This is a genomic window from Streptomyces sp. NPDC101110 (assembly GCF_044759525.1).
Lineage (GTDB): Bacteria > Actinomycetota > Actinomycetes > Streptomycetales > Streptomycetaceae > Streptomyces.
The window spans coordinates 88398-106793 of sequence record NZ_JBIVZM010000008.1 but is presented as its reverse complement, the minus strand read 5'-3'; the positions used below and the strand labels follow the sequence as shown (position 1 = coordinate 106793).

Below are 18396 nucleotides of genomic sequence, written 5' to 3'. Positions count from 1 at the left end.
GGGGGAAGGTCAGTCCTTGACCGCGCCGGCCGTCACGCCGGCGGCGACGTAACGCTGGGCCAGGACGAGGATGACCGCGGCGGGCAGCGAGGCCACGACGGCGGTGGCCATGATGGCGTTCCACTCCTGGTTGTTGTTGCCGATGTAGTGGTAGATGCCGAGGGTGATCGGCTCGTGCGCCCCTCCGTTGACGAGGGTGCCGGCGAAGACGAAGTCGGACCAGGACCACAGGAAGGCGAAGAGCGACACCGTCACCACGGCATTGCGGCTCATGGGCAGGACGATCGACCAGAAGGTGCGCACCGGGCCGGCGCCGTCCGTCCGGGCCGCCTGGAGCAGTTCACCGGGGATGCCGGACATGAAAGCGGTGAAGATCAGCACCGCGAAGGGGACGGCCAGGGTCGAGTCGGCGACGATCAGCCCGGGGACGGACTGGAGCAGGCCCAGTTGCAGGTAGATGGCGTAGAAGCCCATCGCCATGATGATGCCGGGGATCATCTGCGCGGCGAGGAGGAGGAAGCTCAGCACTCCCCCGCCACGCGGCCGCAGTTTGGCCAGGGCGTAGCCGGCGGGAGCGGACAGGGCGACGGTGAGGACGACGGTGCCCAGGCCGATGACCAGGCTGGTGCCCAGGTAGGGCAACTGCTCGTCGAGGACGGTGCGGTAGCCGGCCAGAGTGCCGTGGACGGGGAACAGGTGGGGCGGTGACTTGCGCATGTCCTGGTCGCGGGTGAGGGACACGTTCAGCATCCAGTAGACCGGGAAGAGCATGATCGCGGTCAGCAGGACACCGACGGCCGTCTTTCCCGGAGTGCGCGGGCTTTTCATGAGTACGCCTGCTTTCGCTGGGCCCTCATGTAGACGAGGCCGAACGCCAGGGCGGCCACCACGAGCAGGTTGCCCACGGCCGCGCCCGGGCCGAAGGCGGGCAGCAGGTTGCCGAAGCCGAGCCGGTAGGACCAGGTGGCGAAGGTCGTGGAGGCGTCCGCCGGGCCTCCCTTGGTCATGATCCAGATGATGTCGAAGACCTTGAGCGTGTAGACGAGTCCGAGGAGCAGCGTGATGGCGGACACGGGACGCAGCAGCGGGAAGGTGATGCTCCAGAAGCGGCGCCAGGCACCCGCCCCGTCCAGGGCGGCTGCCTCGTACAGACCGGAGGGGATGGACTGCAGGCCGCTGTAGAGCACGACCAGGTTGAACGGCACGCCGATCCAGACGTTCGCGATGATCACCGAGGTGAGCGACCAGGACGGTGACGTGAGCCAGTTGACGGCGTCGAGGCCGACGGCGTGCAGCGCCGCGTTGACGATGCCGGAGTCGCTGTTGAACATCCACGACCAGGTCGAGGCCGACACGATCAGCGGCAGCAGCCACGGGACGAGGAACAGCGCCCGAAGGGTCGCCGAGAGTCGGAAGTGCTGGTTGAAGAAGACCGCGAGGGCCAGCCCGATGGCGTACTGGAAGGCCAGGCACACGCCGGTGAAGACCACGGTGTGGAGCAGGGCCGGGGCGAAGGTCGGGTCGTCGAAGACCTTCCGGTAGTTCTCCAGGCCGGTGAACGGGGCGTCGCCCTGGACGAAGGAACGGACGGTGTAGTTGCGCAGGCTCAGGTCGAGGTTGCGGTACAGCGGATAGGCGTAGAAGAGGGCGAGGTAGAGGGTCACCGGGGTGAGGAAGGCCCAGGCGGCCCACTGCGGGGAGGCGGGCCGGCGGTTGCGCGGGGCGCGGTCCGGGGGCTGCGCGGCGTGGGCCGCGCCGCTCCGGACCCGCATGGAGCGGTGGTCCGGTGGTTGGAGGGTCTGCTTCATCGGTCCGCCGTCACTCGGCCGCGCCCTGAGCGGACGTCAGGGCGTCCTCGGGCGACTTGGACCCGCTCAGTGCGGACTGCACCGCCTTCCACATCTGCTCGGAGATCTTGGGGTACCTGGTGCCCAGGTCGTCGCTGGTGCGGCCCTTGGCCGCCTTGACCGCGTCGACCCACGGCTTCAGCGCGGGGTCGGCCGCCACCTGCTTCTTCCGGACCTCTTCGGTGGGGGCGACGTAGGACAGGGTGGTGTCGGTGTCGTACAGGTTCGTCGAGCTGGTCAGGCATGCCGTGAGCTTGCCCGTGGTGGCGTAGCGGGCGGTGTCGCTCTGGACGGGGACGGTGACGAACTCGCCGCCCGTCGGGGCCGCGGCGTCGCCTTTGCCGGTGGCCGGGACGGGCAGGACACCGAAGTCGAAGCCGGCCTTCTTGGCGGCCGCGAGCTGCCAGGTGCTGTTCTCGGCGAAGGCGTAGTCGCCGCTCGCGAACTCCTGCCAGCTGGTGGTCTGGGTGTTGTTGAGGACGGAGTTGGGGGCGTAGCCCTTGTCCAGCCAGTTCTTCCACAGGGACAGAGCGGATACGGCCTGGGGGGAGTCGAGCTCCGTCAGCTTCGCGCCGGAGCCCCAGAACCACGGCAGGAACTGGAAGCTGCCCTCCTCGGTGCCGATCGCGGAGAAGGTGATGCCCTTCTTGCCCGCCTTGTCGACCTTGGAGAGCGCCGCCGTCAGCGACTTCCAGTCCTTGACGGAGGCGATGTCGACACCGGCCTCCTCGAGGACCTTCTTGTTGTAGTAGAGCGCGAGGGTGTTGGCCCCGATGGGGGTGCCGTAGGTCTTGCCGTCCGACTGTCCGGCCGCGAGGAGGTTGGCGTCCACGGCGGAGGTGTCGAGCTTGTTCTCGTCGGTCGTGGTGAGCACGCCCGCCTCGGCCAGGGTCGACACCACGGGATTGTCGACGATGAGCACGTCCGGGGAGTTGCCCTGCTGGGCCGCGAGCAGCGTCTTGTTGGCGAGGTCGCTGGTGTCGAAGCCGGTCCGCTTGACCTTCACACCGGCCTTGTCGCCGCAGGCGTCCAGCAGCTTCACCCAGGCCGAGCCCTTGGAGAACTGCGGGTAGGGGTCCCAGATGGTGTAGGTGCCGCTGTCCGCGCCCTTGGTGTCGGTGCTGCCCGAGCCGGCGGAGCAGGCGGTGCCGGCCGCGGCGAGGACGGTCGACACGGCCACTGCGGCGAGGCGCCGTCTGGAGGAGCTGTGCATCGCTGGTTCCTTCGTTCTGGGCACAGGGGTGCCGTGGCGGGGGCGATGGGGGGAAGCGGGCACACCGGAGGGAGGCGGTAAGGGGGTGTGCTCGGAGAGGGAGGGAGAGGCGGGGTGGGGGCCGGATCAGGGCTGTGGGGAGCCGGAGGCGGGGCCGGTGCTGGCCCGCAGCGAGATAGGGGGTGTGAGCAGGTGGTGCCTGGCGGGGGCGCCGGGCTGGTCGAGCCGCTCCACCAGAAGTTCGACGGCGCGCCGGCCCAGTTCCTCCGCCGGCACGTCGGCGGCGGTGAGCTGCGGGGTCACCGTCTCCGCCCACCGGCTCGCCACCACTCCGGTGACGGAGAAGTCACAAGGCACATGGCGACCGGCGCGGGCCAGCCCTCGGTACAGGCCGCCCAGCGCGGCCTCGTTCAGGGTGACCAGGGCGGTGGTCTGCGGGTCGTCGTGCAGGATCCGCTCCAGGCACGTCTGGCCGGCGGCCGCGTCGTCCCCGCAGCAGTACGTCCGGACGGTCAGCCCGCGCTCGGCCGCGGCTTTGGTGAAGCCGTCCAGGCCGCGGTGCGCGGATTCGTACCCGGCCCGCAGGAGTTGTTCGGGCCGGTTGACGAAGGCCACCCGGCGGTGTCCCAGGTCGGCGAGGTGGTGGACGCACGCCGCCGCCAGCGCGGTGTGGTCCAGCCCCACCCACCAGAGGTTCTCCGGATGGGCGGTGCGGCCGATGGCGACGGCCGGGAAGTCCAGGGCGGCCAGGTGGTCGGCCCGGTCGTCCTCCAGCCGGATCTCCATCAGGATGGCACCGTCGACCCGCCGCTCCCCCAGCAGCCGCTGGAAGGACCGGTCGCTGTCCACACCGCTCGGCGACAGCAGCACGTCGTAGTCGTAGGCCGCTGCGGCCTCCACGACACTGCCGATGAAGTCCAGTTGCATCCCGGTGTAGTGGTTCCCGGCCGGCGGGAAGACGAGGCCGATCGTGCTGGTGCGCCCGTTGGCCAGGGCCCGGGCACTGGCGCTGGGCCGGTAGCCCAGCTCGTCGACCACCTGCTGGATCTTCCGGCGGGTGTCCTCCGAGACCGGGCGCTTGCCGCTGAGTGCGTAGGACACGGTGCTGCGGGAGACACCGGCACGTCGGGCGATCTCACCGATGTTCACGGCAACTCCTGGCTCGTCGAACCGGTTCGCATGGCAGGAACGTAGGAACTGCCCCGACTCCTGTCAACACCTCGAACGCACTTCGCTGGTCCGCCGGTGGAGTGCCCCAGATCTTCGTGCCGCAGGGATTGTCGGCCCGGGGCGCCGGTGCTAGCTTCGCGAACCGGTTCGACGCTTGCCCCCTCCGGTCGCGGAGGGACGGACCCCACGTCCCCAACCGCGCCCTCCCGCACCCGCCGTCCGGCTCATACGTCCGCCCCCTGCACACGCCACAGGTCGAACCGGTTCGACGAACCCGTGGGCCAACTGTCGCTCGACGGAGCGACGGCAGGACGACACCACGACACGACGACACGACGACTGAGGACGCCATCCATGCCATCCCCTGACAGATTCTCGCGGCGCCGGGCCCCGGCAGCCGTGGTGCTGACCCTCGGGGCGGGCCTGCTGGCCTCGCCGGCCACTCCCGCCCAGGCCGCCGAGCCCCCGAAGCCCGCCGCCCGCTACTCCTTCGACCAGGACGACCTTCCCTCCGGGAAGATCACGGACAGCTCGGGCAACGGCCTGACGGCGACCCTGGTGAACGGCTCCACCGCCCGATCGGTCGACGGCACGTCCGGAGGCAGGGCACTGTCCCTGCCCGGTGGTGCGCCCGCCTCCGACGGTGCGTACGTCCGGCTGCCCCGCCAGGTGCTCGCGGGCACGACCGACCTGACCGTCTCCGCCCGCGTGAAGTGGAGCGGCGACACCGCTCCCTGGCAGCGGATCTTCGACCTGGGCACGAACACCACCAAGTACCTCTTCAGCACTCCCTCCAACGGCGACGGGCTCTTCCAGACCTCCGTGACGACCGGCGGCGGGGGTGCGGAGAACCAGGTCCGCGGCTACGCGAGCCTGCCGGCGAACGAGTGGCGGACGGTCACCGTCACCCTCGACACGGGCGCCGGCCGGCTCACCACCTACCTGGACGGCGTGGCGGTCTCCTCCGCGGCGACCACCATCAAGGCCGGGGACCTGCTGGACGCTTCGGCCACCGCCGCCGGGTACATCGGCAAGTCCCTCTATCCCGACCCGCTGCTCCACGGCGCGATCGACGACTTCACCGTGTGGCACGCGGCGCTGAGCCCCGAGCAGGTGGCCGGTACCGTCGGTGCCGTGCCGACCCTCCGGGAACTCTCACGGACGTCCTTCGAGGTCCGTACCACCACCGGGACCGCCCCGGACCTGCCCGCCGCCGTCCGGGCCTCCTTCTCCGACAGCTACGACCGGGACACGCCCGTCACCTGGGACGCCGTGTCCTCCGAGAAGTACGCCTCACCGGGCACCTTCACCGTCGCCGGCACCGCGGCCGGACGGGCCGTGAAGGCCACCGTCACCGTGGTCCGCGAGGGGGAGCTCACCGTCGACCTCGGCTCGGACACCGGCGCGTTCCACGGTGGCGCCTCCGGCACCCTCTACGGCGTGTACGGGCCGGACGTCCCGACCAACAACCTCATCGAGGGCATGGGGCTGCGCACGGTCTCCACCAAGGCGCAGGACGGTCCGCAGCACCCCGGAGCGGACGCCCTGGAGGTGGTGAAGCCACTGGCCGACTCCACCGACGGTGATGTGTACATCTACATGACCGACATCCACCGGGGCTTTCCGTACCAGTGGCCCGGTGACACCCCCGCGGAGAAGCTGAAGCTCTACAAGGAGAAGATCGCCCAGCAGGTCGACCAGGTCCTGAAGCTGCCGAAGCAGTACCAGGACAACATCGTCTTCGTGCCGTTCAACGAGCCCGAGGGCAACATGTTCGGCACCGGTGAGTGGAGCTACGACAAGGTCAGCTGGCTGAGCGACCCCGACGCGTACTTCGCCGCCTGGGACGACACGTACAAGCTGATCAAGGGCAGGATGCCCGACGCCCGCATCGCGGGGCCCAACACCAGCGTCCTCTACGACCAGGTGAAGGGATTCCTCAGTCACGCCCTGGCCGCCGGCACCCTCCCGGACGTCATCACCTGGCACGAGCTCAGCCACCCGGAGGCGGTGCGCCAGAGCGTCGCGAAGTACCGCACGTGGGAGAAGGCCCTGTTCAAGGGCACCGACCGGGAAGGCACCCGGCTCCCCGTCAACATCAACGAGTACGCGTTCAACTACCACACCTCGGTGCCGGGCCAGATGATCCAGTGGGTGTCCGCGATCGAGGAGTCCAAGGTCGACGCCGACATCGCGTACTGGAACATCGACGGCAACCTGTCGGACTCCGCGGTGCAGTCGGGCCGCGGCAACGGGCAGTGGTGGCTGCTGAACTCGTACGCCTCGATGAGCGGCCACACCGTGACGGTCACCCCGCCCTTCCCCGGCGAGAACTATCGCATGCAGGGCGTCGCCACCCTCGACGAGAAGAGGAAGCAGTCCCGGCTGGTCTTCGGCGGGTCCTCCGGCAAGGGCCACATCACCTTCGAGGGCGTCCCGGAGAAGGTCTTCGGCAAGCGGGTGCACGCCTGGGTGCGGGAGATCGAGTGGAGCGGGCAGGTCGGCGACTCGCCCGGGCCGAAGCTCCTCGCCGAGACGAACCTGACGGTCGGTGACGACGGCACGGTGGCGCTCGACTTCGGCGACGGCGTCCTTCCGAAACTGAAGGAGTCCTCGGCGTACGAGGTCGTCCTCAGCCCGGCCGGGGAAGCGAGGGGCACACAGGCACCGCCCGTGCGCTGGCAGTCCTCGTACGAGGCGGAGGACGCCGCGCACACCGGCTCCGGCTGGTCGAAGAACGGCCCGGAGGGTTCACCGCGTGATGTCTCGAAGTTCTACACCTCCGGCGGCCACGACGTCGGCGGTCTGCGCACCGGCTCCGACGTCACGCTCGACTTCACCGTGGACGTGCCCGAGGACGGCACCTACGACCTGAGTGTCTTCGCCAACTCCCTCAACACTTTCGACAAAGTGAAGGAGCAGGGCCCCACCAACGTCTTCCTGCGCGTGGACGGCAAGGCGGCCGGCGAGCAGGAACTGCACCTGCCGCTCGGCTACAAGTGGGTCGTGTGGGACCACACCGACACCAAGGTCGAGCTCACCAAGGGCAAGCACACCCTGACGCTCGCCGCGAAGAGCGCCGACGGCAAGCGCGCCACCCAGGGCGACGCCATCGTCGACCGCCTCACCCTCTCCCTCCCCCGCGCCTCGGCGGACACCCAGGTCTACGAGGGGGAACTGGCATGGCCGGCCGGCGGGGCACGCCCGGTGTACGACCTTCCGAAGCCGGCGGCCACCGGTTCGGGCGCGGTCCGGCTCGCGAAGGGCCAGAGCGCGACGTTCTGGGTCTACTCACCGGCCGACCGCGAGGCCACCCTCCAGGTCGACACCCTCGGCGGCGGCGGCGCCCGGCTCTCCGTCAACGGTCATGACGTGCTGCGCCTGGCCAAGGACCGGAGCCGTGCGGCGGTCTCCCTCTCCGGCGGCGTCAACAAGGTGACGGTGACCGGCGGATCGAACACGACCCTCGTGGACCGCCTCACGGTCGCACCGACCGAGGGCGCCCTGCCGACGCGCACCTACGAAGCCGGGGACGCGACGCTCGCCGGTTCGGCCGCGCTCGCCCCGCTGTCCCTCGCCACCGACGGCACGGCGATCACGGGCATCGGCGGGTCCCCCGGCAACGACAACACCGCGACGTTCACCGTGACGGCCGAGCGGGCCGGCCTGTACGCGCTGCGCATCCGCTACTCCAACCCCGAACAGTCCGAGGCCACGCACTACAACCCCGACCCGCTCGCCCGCCACGCCGACATCAGCGTCAACGGCGGCACGGCGCGTCGCGTCGGCTTCCCGCACAGCTTCCACCGGAACAACTTCTGGGAGCTGACCGTCCCGGTCCAGCTGAAGAAGGGAAGAAACACGATCGGGTTCCGCTCCGAGGAACTGCCCAACTTCGACGGCAGCACCTACGCCTCGGACACGTTCCCCGGCCTCCTGCTCCGCTCGCGCTACGCGCCGCTGATCGACCGGATCACCGTCGCGCCCTACGCGCGCGAGGTGCGATGACCCGCTGACGCGCGGCGCCCGGGACCGTCCCCCTGGACGGTGCCGGGCGCGGCGCCGTCCTCATCTGGCCGTCCCTGGTCGCGGCAGGTCATCGGCGTCGCTGTTCCTGCCCTACGCTGGCGCGATGGGTGTGGGGATCGAGGTCCTGATCGTGGACTGGCCGCATGTGGAGGCGGTCGCCCCCGGCGACCGGGAAAAGTTGCTGATCGATGCCGCCTTCGGGGAGGCGTACAGCGACGACCTCTTCGAGCACGGCTGGTCGTGGCCTGCTCGGCCGGGTGATGCCTGGTACGGCAGGTACGCCTTTCAAAACTCGCTCGGCTCGTACAAGCCGCACTTCTGGGCCGGTCACCGCTGGGACCACATGCGCGACTTCGTCGAGCCCACGGTGCGCGACTTGCTGGACCGGTTCAACGACACGCTGTTCTGGCACGGTCTGGAAGACACCACCGGGACCGGTTCCGGGCTCCCCGAGCAGCCGTGCACCTGGGAGGCCGATCTGCTGCTGTGGTGCCCGCCCGATCATGTACAGCCGGTCTCCGGGTGGTGGAAGGAGGCGGCACCCCACCTGAAGGCTCTGCGCGAGCCGTTCACCCGGCACGCCGCGGATTCCGGCGGCTGGATCACGACCTTCGAATCGTTTGCCGGCCTCCTCACCGACTGGGGAGAGGTGGTCACGGAAGCGGAGCGCCGCGGTTGGGGCATCGTCGGCCTGCGCTGCTGACCGCACGCCCCGGGACGGCCGCGTGGTGCCGGCGCGTGACGCCGCGGTCCCCGGCCCTGTCGAGGCCCCGGTCGCGGCCCGCAGCCGGGCGGCGCCCCCTCACCCCGTCACCCCCGTCAGGGCGAGGAATTCGCTGCGGGAGCGGGCGTCGGAGCGCAGGAGTCCCAGGAGGGTGGAGGTCAGAGTGGCGGAGCCGGTGGCCTGCACACCACGCAGTGTCATGCATGCGTGCTCGGCCTCGATGACCACACCGACGCCTTTGGGCTCCAGGTGGGCCTGGAGCCAGTCGGCGACCTGCTTGGTCAGGCGCTCCTGCACCTGGGGGCGGCAGGCGAAGTGCTCGACGACGCGCGCCAGCTTGGACAGGCCCAGGATGCGGGCGCCGGGCAGGTAGCCGACGTGTGCGGTGCCGACCACCGGCAGGAGGTGGTGCTCGCAGACGGTGCGGACCGGAATGCGCCGGGCCAGGACGAGTTCGTCGTAGCCCTCGTCGTTGGGGAACGTGGTGAGGTCGAAGGGGCGGGGGCTGAAGAGTTCGGCGTACGCGCGGGCCATCCGGCCGGGGGTGCCGCGCAGGCTCTCCGAGGCCGTGGAGATGCCGAGGGCCTCCAGGAACCGGCCCGCCGCGGCCTCGGCGGCGGCCAGATCGATCCCGTCGGGTTCGTGCACCACCCGCAGGACGGGCCGTTCGAGTGCCGTCGCTTCGCCGTGCGGTGAGAGCGGGACCATGGCGACCTCCCAGGTTTCACCAACAAGTTTTTCCTTTATTCCGTGCCGGAGTCAAGGCGTGCACCCCACAGAGGCCGGATCGCTCTTGCTCCCACGTGCGTGGGAGTTACCGTGGACTCGTGGCTTCCGACCCGCCCCCGCAGGCCGATCCGGCCGCCGGCACCATCGACCCCGCCGGCGCCATCGATCCCGCCGACGCCATCGACTCCGTCAGCGCCCTGAGCGAGGACTCACGACGGCGCATGTTCGCCTTCATCCGGCGGGCCCGGCGCCCCGTCACCCGCGACGAGGCCGCCGCCAGTGTCGGCATCTCCCGCAAGCTCGCCGCCTTCCACCTCGACAAACTGGTCGACACCGGTCTGCTGCGCGCCCACTACGCTTCACCGGAGGGGACCCGCAAGGTCGGCAGGCAGCCCAAGGTGTACGAGCCCACCGGCGCCCAGATCACCGTGAACATCCCCGACCGGCGGCACGAGCTGCTGGCCGACCTGCTCCTGGACGCCGTGCTCAGCGACCGGGCCGACGAGACCGCCGCGCAGGCCGCGATGCGGGCCGCCCGGCAGCGAGGTCGGGAAATGGGCGAGGCCGTTCGGCACGAGACCCGTCCGGGCCGGCTGGGCCCCGAGCGCGGGCTGACCACCTGCGAGGGCCTGCTGGAGCAGTACGGCTACGAGCCCGTCCGGGAGGCCCCGACGCGGATCCGGCTGCGCAACTGCCCGTTCCATCCGCTGGCGGCGAAGGCGCCGGAGCTGGTGTGCGGTATGAACCAGGCGTTCCTCAGCGGCTACCTCGACGGCCTGGAGGTCGGTGGCGTGCGCGCGGTGCCGGCGCCCGAACCCGGGGAGTGCTGTGTCCGGCTCGGTTCCGACGGCGGCGAGCAGGCGACGCAACCGCCCCCGGGTCACTGAGAACGGGGATCGGGCGAGCCGCCCGATGGCCCTGCGGTTGCCGCGGCGCACGTCACGGGTTACCACGTGATTACCGCGTGTCACCCGCGACCGCGGCGAACCCAGGGAGATATCACATGGCACTCGACATCAAGCCGCTGGTGAAACCCTCCAGGCTCAGACGTCGCGCAGGCCTGGCGGGCGAGTGCCTGGCGGAGTTCCTCGGGACGTTCGTCCTCATCTCCTTCGGCTGTGGCGTGGTGGCGATGACGGTGGCCGCGCTGCCCGGCTCGGGCCGCACCGAGGGGCCCACCATCTTCTTCCTCGGCGCCGGGGACTGGCTCCTGATCACGTGGGGCTGGTGCATGGCCGTGATCCTCGGCATCTACGTGGCCGGAGGCGTCAGCGGGGCACACATCAACCCGGCCGTCACCCTGGCCTTCGCGGTCCGCCGCAGGTTCCCGTGGGTCAAGGTCCTGCCCTACTGGGCGTCCCAGGTGCTCGGCGCCCTCGCCGGGGCGGCCCTGGTCTACGCCGTGTATCACGACGCCATCAACGCCTTCGACGACGCCTTCAAGGGGCCGAAGACGGACGGGAAGACCCTCGCCTCGTTCTCCATCTTCGCGACGTTCCCGGCGCCGTACTTCGGCGGTGGCGTCTGGGGTCCGCTGATCGACCAGATCGTCGGCACGGCCTTCCTGGTCATGCTGGTCGTGGCGATCATCGACCTGCGCAACACGGCCGTGAAGGCGAACCTCGGCCCGGTGGTGATCGGCTTCGTCGTGGCGGCCATCGGCATGTCGTACGGGGCGAACGCGGGCTACGCGATCAACCCGGCCCGTGACTTCGGCCCGCGCCTGTTCACCTGGATGGCGGGATGGGACGGACTGGCTTTTCCCGGCAGCCTGGCCGGGGCGTTCAGCGACTACTGGTGGATCCCGATCGTCGGGCCGCTCATCGGCGGTGTGATCGGCGTGCTGGTGTACGACCTGTTCATCGGCGACGTGCTGCACGCCCGCGCGCTGCAGGGCGAGGCGCCGGAGCCCGGCCGGACCCGCCCCACCACCTCCGACGAGGAGTGAGCGGCATCTGGCATCGGCCGGGCCGCCGGCCGATGCTAGATTCCTCCGGGCGTCCGCCCAGGAGAGGTGCGGATCGCCGGCCGGGCAGGTCAACCGGCCCAGGTAAGGCCCGTATCGGATGGTGGCACGATCCATGACTGACCCGGAGGAGCTCCCCGGCGCGGCCGGCGCTCCCACTGCGCGGATCCTCGGCAACACCGGGGCGCTCGCCGCTGCCGACCCGGAAGCGACCGGAGCCCTGTGGCGACTGGCCGAGCCCGGCCGGCAGCTGGACGCCAACCTCATCCGGGTCCCGCCCCGGGGATCCATCGACGCGCACGCCGAACCCGACCTCGACGTCCTGCTGCTGGTCGTCTCCGGAGACGGCACCCTCGGCTCCGCTGCGGGACCGCACCCGGTGGAGCCCGGCAGCCTCGTCTGGCTGCCGCACGGCAGTGTCCGCAGCGTGACCGCGGGCACGGACGGCCTGTCGTACGTGACAGTGCACCGCCGCCGCCCCGGTATGCAGATCCAGGGCAGGCCCCGGGCATGACAGCCGTACCCGGCGCGTGAGGCGCGGCCGGGCCGGCGGCATTTCATGGGTCATGCAGGGTTGAGCGCAGGACTCCCGCGGAACACGCGTCCTCCGCAGCGGAAACAGATCCGAGGGAGGAATCGTGAGCCGGATTCTGGTGACCGGGTCCGCGGAAGGGCTGGGCAGGGCCACGGCCGAGACGTTGCTGGCCGCCGGGCACGACGTCGTGGTGCATGCACGGCGTCCCGAACGGGCCGAGGTTCTGGGCGACTTGGCCGACCGCGGGGCGGACGTCGTGGTGGGGGACTTCGCCGAGCGGGACGCCGTGCGGCGGATCGCCGACGAGCTGGACGCCTCACGGCCGCTCGACGCCGTGGTCCACAACGCCGGTGTGTGGAGCGGCCCCGCGGTCATGCCGGTCAACATCGTCGCGCCCTATCTGCTGACGGCCCTGCTGCGCGGGCCGCGCCGGCTCGTGTACCTGAGCAGCGGCTCGCATCTGGGCGGACGCCCGTCGGCGCTGGAGGGGACCGACTGGCGGGGCACGAGCGCCGGGTCGTACGCCGACAGCAAGCTGTTCGTGACGGCGCTGGCGGCCGCGGTGGCCCGGCTGCGCCCCGGGGTGGCGAGCAACGCCGTCGATCCCGGCTGGGTTCCGACGCGGATGGGCGGGCCCGACGCGCCGGACGACCTGGAGCTCGGCCACCGGACGCAGGAGTGGCTGGCTTCGAGCGACGACCCTCAGGCCCTGTCCACGGGCGGGTACTGGTACCACGGCAAACGGACGCAGCCGCACCGCGCCGTCCACGACGAGGCGTTCCAGGACCGTCTCGTGCAGGCCTTGGCGGAGGAGACCGGCACGGCGCTGTGAGCGGCGGTCCGGGCTTCCTTGTGCGGGCACCGACGGAGGAGACCGCCACGGCGCGGCGTGCGGCGGTCCCGGGCCTCCTTGTGCGGGCTCGGGCGGGTGCCTGCGGAGGAGACCGGCACGGCGCTGCATGCGGCGGCCCGTCCCCTGTCCCCCGCCACGCCCGCTCCGGTCGAACCCGCACTGCCGGGTGCGGGTCAGCGCAGGCGGGACGTCAGGCTGTACGAGCCGGACGGCAGCCGGTAACGGCCGCCAGGGTGACGGACGGCTCCCGGGCCACGAGGTGCGTGACGTCGTAGGCGAGGTAGGTGACGCGCGCGTCGTAGTTGGTCCAGCCCGGAGGGAGCAGTTCGAGCGTGGTTGCGCCGTCCTGCGGGACGGTCACGCGGTGCCCGTTGACGTGGGCCTCGTAGACCCCGAGCGCGGTGACGTACAGGCGGGCTTCACGGACCCGGCCCTCCAGCGGGACCTCGGTGCGCAGCATCGGCGCGCCCGGCGAGCGGGGCTCCTTGCCCCGCATGCCGATCCACGGCGCTTCGTCCCAGCCGGTGACGCCGTCGGTGCTCATCAGGCCGGTCTCGAACCAGGCGAGGGGGCCGCTGCCGATCCTGCGTCCGGAGGTGTCCCGGACGCTGACGGTCCAGTAGTAGCGGGTCGACGGCTCGAGGGGTCCGCCCCGGTAGCGGACGCCCACCGAATCGGCGGAGTGGACGCGGCCGCTGTTCCAGACGTCCGCCCGGGCCGGGGTCAGCCTGCCGGGGGACTCCGCCACGAGGATCTCGTACGAGCCCTGCCCGCGTCCGCGTCCGCCGGACCGCATGCGCCAGCCGAAGCGGGGGTGTGGGGCGTCCACGCCGAGCGGGTCGGTGCGGTGTTCGACGGTCAGCGCGTACACGGCTGCGTCCTCCTCGGGGCGGGGTGCCGCCTGCGCGCCTGAAACGATTCACAAACGGGCGGGGAATGCGTGGATCACCCTGCCCAGCGGTGGTGCCAGACCCCAGGGAGCCCCTTCGGCGACGTCAAGGCATTCCGGAGCCCGATCTGACGGGCTGTCGCGCTCCCACATGGGAGGGGCCGGACGGGGCACCCGTGTGCTCGTCCGGCCAGCTAGGGGAGCCGGTTCCGAAGGGCCCGGCACCGTACGCCCGGGGCCGACTGCGCGAGCCGAACGGGGAGTCGAGTGATGAGCGCCGAAGACGCCGACAAGCTGCTGGACGGGCTGACCGTGGACACCAGCCGGCAGGAGCAGCCGATCGTGCTGGACGGTGACGGGCGCCCCATCCGGACCTGGCGGGAGAACTATCCGTACGACCACAAGGTGAGCCGCAAGGATTACGAGCGGACCAAGCGCATCCTGCAGATAGAGCTGCTCAAGCTCCAGCGTTGGGTCAAGGACACCGGCGCCCGCCTGGTCGTCGTGTGCGAGGGGCGGGACGCGGCAGGCAAGGGCGGCACGATCCAGCGCCTCACCGAACGGCTCAACCCGCGCGGCGCACGCGTGGTCGCCCTGGACAAGCCCACCGAACGCGAGGCGGGTCAGTGGTACTTCCAGCGGTACATCGCGCACCTGCCGACGGCCGGAGAGATCGTCTTCCTCGACCGTTCCTGGTACAACCGGGCCGGCGTGGAACGGGTGATGGGCTACTGCTCCAAGGACGAGTACGAGCTGTTCCTCGACCAGTGCCCGGCCTTCGAGCGGATGCTGGTGGACGACGGGATCCTGCTGGTGAAGTTCTGGTTCTCGGTGTCGCGCTCCGAGCAGCGCACGCGCTTCGCGATCCGGCAGGTCGACCCGGTGCGCCAGTGGAAGCTCTCCCCCACCGACCTGGCGTCGCTGGACCTCTGGGACGACTACACGGAGGCGAAGGTGGACATGTTCCGCGCCACGGACACCGCACACGCGCCCTGGACCGTCGTCAAGAGCAACGACAAGCGGCGCGCCCGGCTGGAGACCATGCGCAGTCTGCTGTCGCGTGTCGACTACGCGAGCAAGGACCGCGAGGCGGTGGGCACCCCCGACCCTCTCATCGTGGGAGCCGCCGACACCCTGCTGGAGCCGGGCGAGGAGGACACCACACTGTCGCCCACTCCTTTGTTCCCCGGCGCCGAGGGACCCGGCAAGCACCCCGGGTCGGGCTGACGCCCCCGGGACCGGGGCCCCTCCCAGGAGCGGTGAGGGGCCCCGGTCCCGGGAGGGTGAGCAGCTCGGATCGGGTCACCGCCGCGCCGAGGCGATCGTTTGCGTGCGGTGGTCGTAGTACGCCCAGAGGGTCACGGCCACCACGGCCGTGAACCCGACCGACAGAACCCGCACCGCGCCACTGGTGAGGTAGGCGGCGCACCCCGTGAGCGCCGCACCGCACAGCATGATCACGCGACTGACCAGGCGGTTCTCGGGCGGCTGAGGGTCCTCCCGGTCCTTGAGGTCGTGCAGGGCGTCCTGGGCAGGATGGGCGGAACCGCGCCGTGCGCGGGCACGGTAGGTCAGTCCGTAGCTGATCAGCGCGTACAGCGCGAGAGCACCCAGGACCCAGAGCCAGACATAAGGGTCGTCATCACTCGATCCTCGTGCCAGGTACACAACACTTCTCCTTCGGAAGCGGGAGGGCGCGACGGTGAGCGGCGCTCAACTGCCGCCGCCGCCCTGCCGGTCACCGGCGGCCTCGGGGTCCGCCGGACGGAAGCACGCGGTCACGGTCTTGCCGTGCCGCTGGCACCTCATACCCCACTCGTCGGCAAGCCTGCGCACGATCGCGACACCGCGGCCGGAGACCTCACCCGGCTCCGGGTCACGCTGGCGCGGCAGCGTCGGGTCCTCGTCGTGGACGCTCACGTGGAGGCAGTCGCCGTCCCACGTCAGGACCAGGTGTGCGTCGCTGTGTGCGTGGATGTGCGCGTTGGTGATCAGCTCGGACACCGCCAGCACGACGGCGTCCACCGTGTCCGGCTCGGCAGCGGCCCAGGGCAGGGAGTCGAGACGCCCGCGCGTCCACTCCCTGCCCGCACGCACTCCTTCGGACATTCGGAACGAGTGCGCCCACCCCATCGCCTTTACCGCCACTGCACCCGGTCCCCTCTACTCGGTCCACACCGGCTCATGCGAGAACCGTGTACCCGGTCCGGGGCCCGGCAGGCATGAGGACAGGCGCGCCCGGCTCATCCCCGAGCAGGTCGGGCTGCCCGCCGGCGGCCGGAGCCGGATCCCGGGGCTGCGCCGGGAGGAGGGTGCAGTTCCCGCCGGTGTGAGCACCGAGTGGTACACGCGGCTTGGGACAGCGGCGCCCGGATCACCGACGCGCTGCTGCGCGCAAAGGCGGGCCGGTACCCCCACGGCCGGGGTCTGCGCGAGTTCGTGGGTGAACTCTTCACGGTCAGCGACGAGTTCCGCACTCGCTGGGCGGCTCACGACGTGCGGATCCACCACGGCGGGGTGAAACGCCTCCACCGCCCCGGGGCCGGTTTCCTTGAACTGACCCACCAGCCCCTGGACCTGCCGGTGTCCGCCCACGAAGCACTTGCTGACCCGCTGCACGGCTGGGCCCGGCACGGTGTACGAGGACCGGCTGAAACCCCTCGCCGGTTGGGCGGCGATCGGGCCCGGAGGAGCCGCGGTCCGCCGGTGAGGTGGATCGCTGAGCGCCGCTCGCGTCTCCCGGGGGCGAGCAGGACCCGCCCCGATGCGGATGGTGGGCGGGCCCTGCTCGTGCGCACCATTGTGGGGACCTCGGGGCGGGCGGGCCACGCGTGAGATCGCCCGATGTGCGCGCGGCGCGCACACCCGGCGTGCGCGGTGCACATCCCGTGCACCCGGCGCCACTCGCGGCCCGGCGCACCACCCGGTGCCGCATCGCGCCGCATCGCGCCGCCCGGTCGTCGCACGCCGCCGTGCTCGTGTCACATGGTGCAGCCCCGCGTGGGTAGGCGGTGCCCATGACCGACGGTGAGACGGACGGAGAGCGGGGCGTGCGGGTGACCGGGCAGGCCGCCGCAGACACAGGGCCCGGTGTGCCCGGGCGGGTGCCGTGGCGTGTCCTGGCCCGGCCGGGAGGTGAACGGTGGTAGACACGTACGCCACCGGCACCGCCGTCCCCGTGCGACCCCGGGTAGCACCCGTCGGCCTGCGGCGACGATACTGGCAGGCGCCCCCACCCCCGTTCACAGATGGACCCATGCTGACCTCCCTCACCGTCCGCCCCATGACTCCCGACACGGTGTGGCTGGCGCGCGGCCGCCACGCCCCGGGCCCCGCGGAAGACGTTCTCCGGCGCACGCTGCAGCAGCGCAAGGACAGCCAGGCGATCGACGACTTTCTGGAGTTGCCCGACGAGGGGGCCCCCTCGGCGGAGCGGGTCTTCGAGGCCCGCTGGCGCGCCGGTGCCGACGTGACCGTAAGGGCCCGGCTGAGCGTGCGGCCCGCCGGGGACGACGGGCACGGGCAGGAGTGGACACTGGTCGCGGAGGCCGAGCAGCCGTGGAGCGACGCCTGGCCCTCCCCCACGGGCCTGTTCTGGCCGGAGGAGCCGGACACCGCCTGGTGCCAGGACGCCGCCACGCGGCTGGCCCTGGGGGAGATCAACGCGCTGCCTCAGGACGACAGGGAGATCCGGCGCCTGCTGAAGAGCGCCGTGCGCGGCGGATGGCACCTCCACGTGGTCGTCCACGAGGCCATGACCACCGACGACCGAGGGCGTGCGCCGGTGGCGCGGTGGCTGCCGCCGGGCCTGCGTCACCGGGTGGTGGAACACCACGCCGCGCCGCAGCAATTGCGCGGGCTGAACTGGGCCCTGCGGGACTCCGGCGTCCAGGTGCCGCGCGGTGGCGCGGTGGTTCTGCCGGGCGTCCCGGCGCCGGAGGGCTACGAGGCCCAGGACTTCTCGGTCCGCGCGGTCTTCCTCGACGGCTCCGAGCCGGCCGACCTCGTCGACGCGGTGACCCGGTTCGCCGCGCTGCCCAGGCCTCTGCCCGACGGCGCGGCCGAGGCGCTCACCGCTCTGCGGGACGACTGGCACCTGCTGACGCTCCAGGAGGAACTGGACCGCCAGCGCGGCCTGGTGGCCATGTACGCGGAGGCGCTGGAGGCCATGACGAAGTCCCGTGACCTGTACCGGGCGGCGGCCGAGAGCGCCCACGAGGCCCTGGCCGCCTACCAGGAGTCCGCAGCGAGCGCTCCCGCGGTCCCACGGCCGTCCGGTCAGCCCGCGGTGTCCCCGCTCCAGCAGCTGACACGGACGTTCGAACGCTTCAAGGTCAAGCGCCCGGTGACCGCTGCCGGTGCCGAGCGCAGCCACGAGGAGGGTGACGAAAGGAGCACCGCCGCTCAGCACGCGACGTCCGAGGGGTGACACCTGCCTCGC

The 18396-nt window shown here is 71.3% G+C and carries 16 protein-coding genes and 1 pseudogene; 9 read left to right on the top strand and 8 right to left on the bottom strand.

What is annotated here, in order from left to right; all coding sequences use genetic code 11:
- Positions 1-9: 9 nt before the first annotated feature.
- The 4 genes from ACIQU3_RS20395 to ACIQU3_RS20380 all read right to left on the bottom strand — a co-directional run bounded on the left by ACIQU3_RS20395 (position 10) and on the right by ACIQU3_RS20380 (position 4209).
- Positions 10-828, bottom strand: a complete 819-nt coding sequence (locus ACIQU3_RS20395; protein WP_403926891.1) for a carbohydrate ABC transporter permease — start codon at positions 826-828, stop codon at positions 10-12.
- Positions 825-1808 (bottom strand): carbohydrate ABC transporter permease, encoded by a 984-nt coding sequence (locus ACIQU3_RS20390; RefSeq protein WP_403926888.1) that lies wholly within the window; start codon positions 1806-1808, stop codon positions 825-827. The genes ACIQU3_RS20395 and ACIQU3_RS20390 overlap by 4 nt, the downstream gene beginning before the upstream one ends.
- Before the next feature lie 10 nt (positions 1809-1818).
- Positions 1819-3060: an extracellular solute-binding protein gene (locus tag ACIQU3_RS20385; protein WP_403926886.1), complete on the bottom strand. Its 1242-nt coding sequence runs from the start codon at positions 3058-3060 to the stop codon at positions 1819-1821.
- Between the two features lie 126 nt (positions 3061-3186).
- The gene (locus tag ACIQU3_RS20380) at positions 3187-4209 is read right to left on the bottom strand and encodes a LacI family DNA-binding transcriptional regulator (RefSeq protein ID WP_403926883.1); all 1023 of its coding nucleotides are present in this window, start codon (positions 4207-4209) and stop codon (positions 3187-3189) included.
- Positions 4210-4584: 375 nt separating this feature from the next.
- Here ACIQU3_RS20380 and ACIQU3_RS20375 point away from each other — a divergent pair, with 375 nt between their 5' ends.
- Together ACIQU3_RS20375 and ACIQU3_RS20370 are read left to right on the top strand one after the other, a co-directional pair.
- Positions 4585-8238, top strand: coding sequence for a LamG-like jellyroll fold domain-containing protein (locus ACIQU3_RS20375; RefSeq protein ID WP_403926881.1), 3654 nt, complete (start codon positions 4585-4587; stop codon positions 8236-8238).
- 124 nt (positions 8239-8362) lie between these two features.
- Complete coding sequence (locus tag ACIQU3_RS20370) at positions 8363-8962, top strand: hypothetical protein (RefSeq protein WP_403730812.1); 600 nt, start codon at positions 8363-8365, stop codon at positions 8960-8962.
- Between the two features lie 99 nt (positions 8963-9061).
- Here ACIQU3_RS20370 and folE read toward each other — a convergent pair whose 3' ends face one another.
- Complete coding sequence (gene folE / locus ACIQU3_RS20365) at positions 9062-9691, bottom strand: GTP cyclohydrolase I FolE (RefSeq protein WP_403730809.1); 630 nt, start codon at positions 9689-9691, stop codon at positions 9062-9064.
- 119 nt (positions 9692-9810) lie between these two features.
- On the opposite strand from folE, the gene ACIQU3_RS20360 reads away from it, so the two are divergent.
- The 4 genes from ACIQU3_RS20360 (at position 9811) to ACIQU3_RS20345 (ending at position 13045) form a co-directional block, all read left to right on the top strand.
- Complete coding sequence (locus tag ACIQU3_RS20360) at positions 9811-10599, top strand: helix-turn-helix transcriptional regulator (RefSeq protein WP_403926878.1); 789 nt, start codon at positions 9811-9813, stop codon at positions 10597-10599.
- Between the two features lie 116 nt (positions 10600-10715).
- Positions 10716-11660, top strand: a complete 945-nt coding sequence (locus tag ACIQU3_RS20355) for an MIP/aquaporin family protein (protein ID WP_403730803.1) — start codon at positions 10716-10718, stop codon at positions 11658-11660.
- Between the two features lie 133 nt (positions 11661-11793).
- On the top strand, positions 11794-12192 hold the full coding sequence (locus tag ACIQU3_RS20350) for a cupin domain-containing protein (RefSeq protein WP_403730800.1): 399 nt from the start codon (positions 11794-11796) through the stop codon (positions 12190-12192).
- Between the two features lie 124 nt (positions 12193-12316).
- A complete protein-coding gene (locus ACIQU3_RS20345) occupies positions 12317-13045 on the top strand; it encodes an SDR family NAD(P)-dependent oxidoreductase (RefSeq protein WP_403926876.1) in 729 nt (242 codons plus the stop codon).
- 235 nt (positions 13046-13280) lie between these two features.
- Here ACIQU3_RS20345 and ACIQU3_RS20340 read toward each other — a convergent pair.
- Positions 13281-13985: pseudogene (locus ACIQU3_RS20340) on the bottom strand (alpha-L-rhamnosidase N-terminal domain-containing protein); the annotation flags it as partial.
- Positions 13986-14225: 240 nt separating this feature from the next.
- On the opposite strand from ACIQU3_RS20340, the gene ppk2 reads away from it, so the two are divergent.
- Complete coding sequence (gene ppk2, locus ACIQU3_RS20335; RefSeq protein ID WP_403730791.1) at positions 14226-15182, top strand: polyphosphate kinase 2; 957 nt, start codon at positions 14226-14228, stop codon at positions 15180-15182.
- 75 nt (positions 15183-15257) lie between these two features.
- Here ppk2 and ACIQU3_RS20330 read toward each other — a convergent pair whose 3' ends face one another.
- Complete coding sequence (locus ACIQU3_RS20330; protein WP_403730788.1) at positions 15258-15623, bottom strand: hypothetical protein; 366 nt, start codon at positions 15621-15623, stop codon at positions 15258-15260.
- A gap of 45 nt (positions 15624-15668) precedes the next feature.
- A complete protein-coding gene (locus tag ACIQU3_RS20325; RefSeq protein WP_403926874.1) occupies positions 15669-16103 on the bottom strand; it encodes an ATP-binding protein in 435 nt (144 codons plus the stop codon).
- A gap of 192 nt (positions 16104-16295) precedes the next feature.
- On the opposite strand from ACIQU3_RS20325, the gene ACIQU3_RS20320 reads away from it, so the two are divergent.
- Both ACIQU3_RS20320 and ACIQU3_RS20315 read left to right on the top strand, forming a co-directional pair.
- Positions 16296-16790, top strand: coding sequence for a hypothetical protein (locus ACIQU3_RS20320; RefSeq protein WP_403926871.1), 495 nt, complete (start codon positions 16296-16298; stop codon positions 16788-16790).
- A gap of 448 nt (positions 16791-17238) precedes the next feature.
- Positions 17239-18384 carry a hypothetical protein gene (locus tag ACIQU3_RS20315; RefSeq protein ID WP_403926869.1) on the top strand — a complete coding sequence of 382 codons (1146 nt, stop codon included), beginning with the start codon at positions 17239-17241 and terminating at the stop codon, positions 18382-18384.
- Positions 18385-18396: the final 12 nt, after the last annotated feature.

Bases quoted from the DNA above. Each gene is read 5' to 3' on its own strand.
- ACIQU3_RS20395 (WP_403926891.1), bottom strand. From the start codon at position 828: ATGAAAAGCCCGCGCACTCCGGGAAAGACGGCCGTCGGTGTCCTGCTG.
- ACIQU3_RS20390 (WP_403926888.1), bottom strand. From the start codon at position 1,808: ATGAAGCAGACCCTCCAACCACCGGACCACCGCTCCATGCGGGTCCGG.
- ACIQU3_RS20385 (WP_403926886.1), bottom strand. From the start codon at position 3,060: ATGCACAGCTCCTCCAGACGGCGCCTCGCCGCAGTGGCCGTGTCGACC.
- ACIQU3_RS20375 (WP_403926881.1), top strand. From the start codon at position 4,585: ATGCCATCCCCTGACAGATTCTCGCGGCGCCGGGCCCCGGCAGCCGTG.
- ACIQU3_RS20370 (WP_403730812.1), top strand. From the start codon at position 8,363: ATGGGTGTGGGGATCGAGGTCCTGATCGTGGACTGGCCGCATGTGGAG.
- folE (WP_403730809.1), bottom strand. From the start codon at position 9,691: ATGGTCCCGCTCTCACCGCACGGCGAAGCGACGGCACTCGAACGGCCC.
- ACIQU3_RS20355 (WP_403730803.1), top strand. From the start codon at position 10,716: ATGGCACTCGACATCAAGCCGCTGGTGAAACCCTCCAGGCTCAGACGT.
- ACIQU3_RS20350 (WP_403730800.1), top strand. From the start codon at position 11,794: ATGACTGACCCGGAGGAGCTCCCCGGCGCGGCCGGCGCTCCCACTGCG.
- ppk2 (WP_403730791.1), top strand. From the start codon at position 14,226: ATGAGCGCCGAAGACGCCGACAAGCTGCTGGACGGGCTGACCGTGGAC.
- ACIQU3_RS20315 (WP_403926869.1), top strand. From the start codon at position 17,239: ATGACTCCCGACACGGTGTGGCTGGCGCGCGGCCGCCACGCCCCGGGC.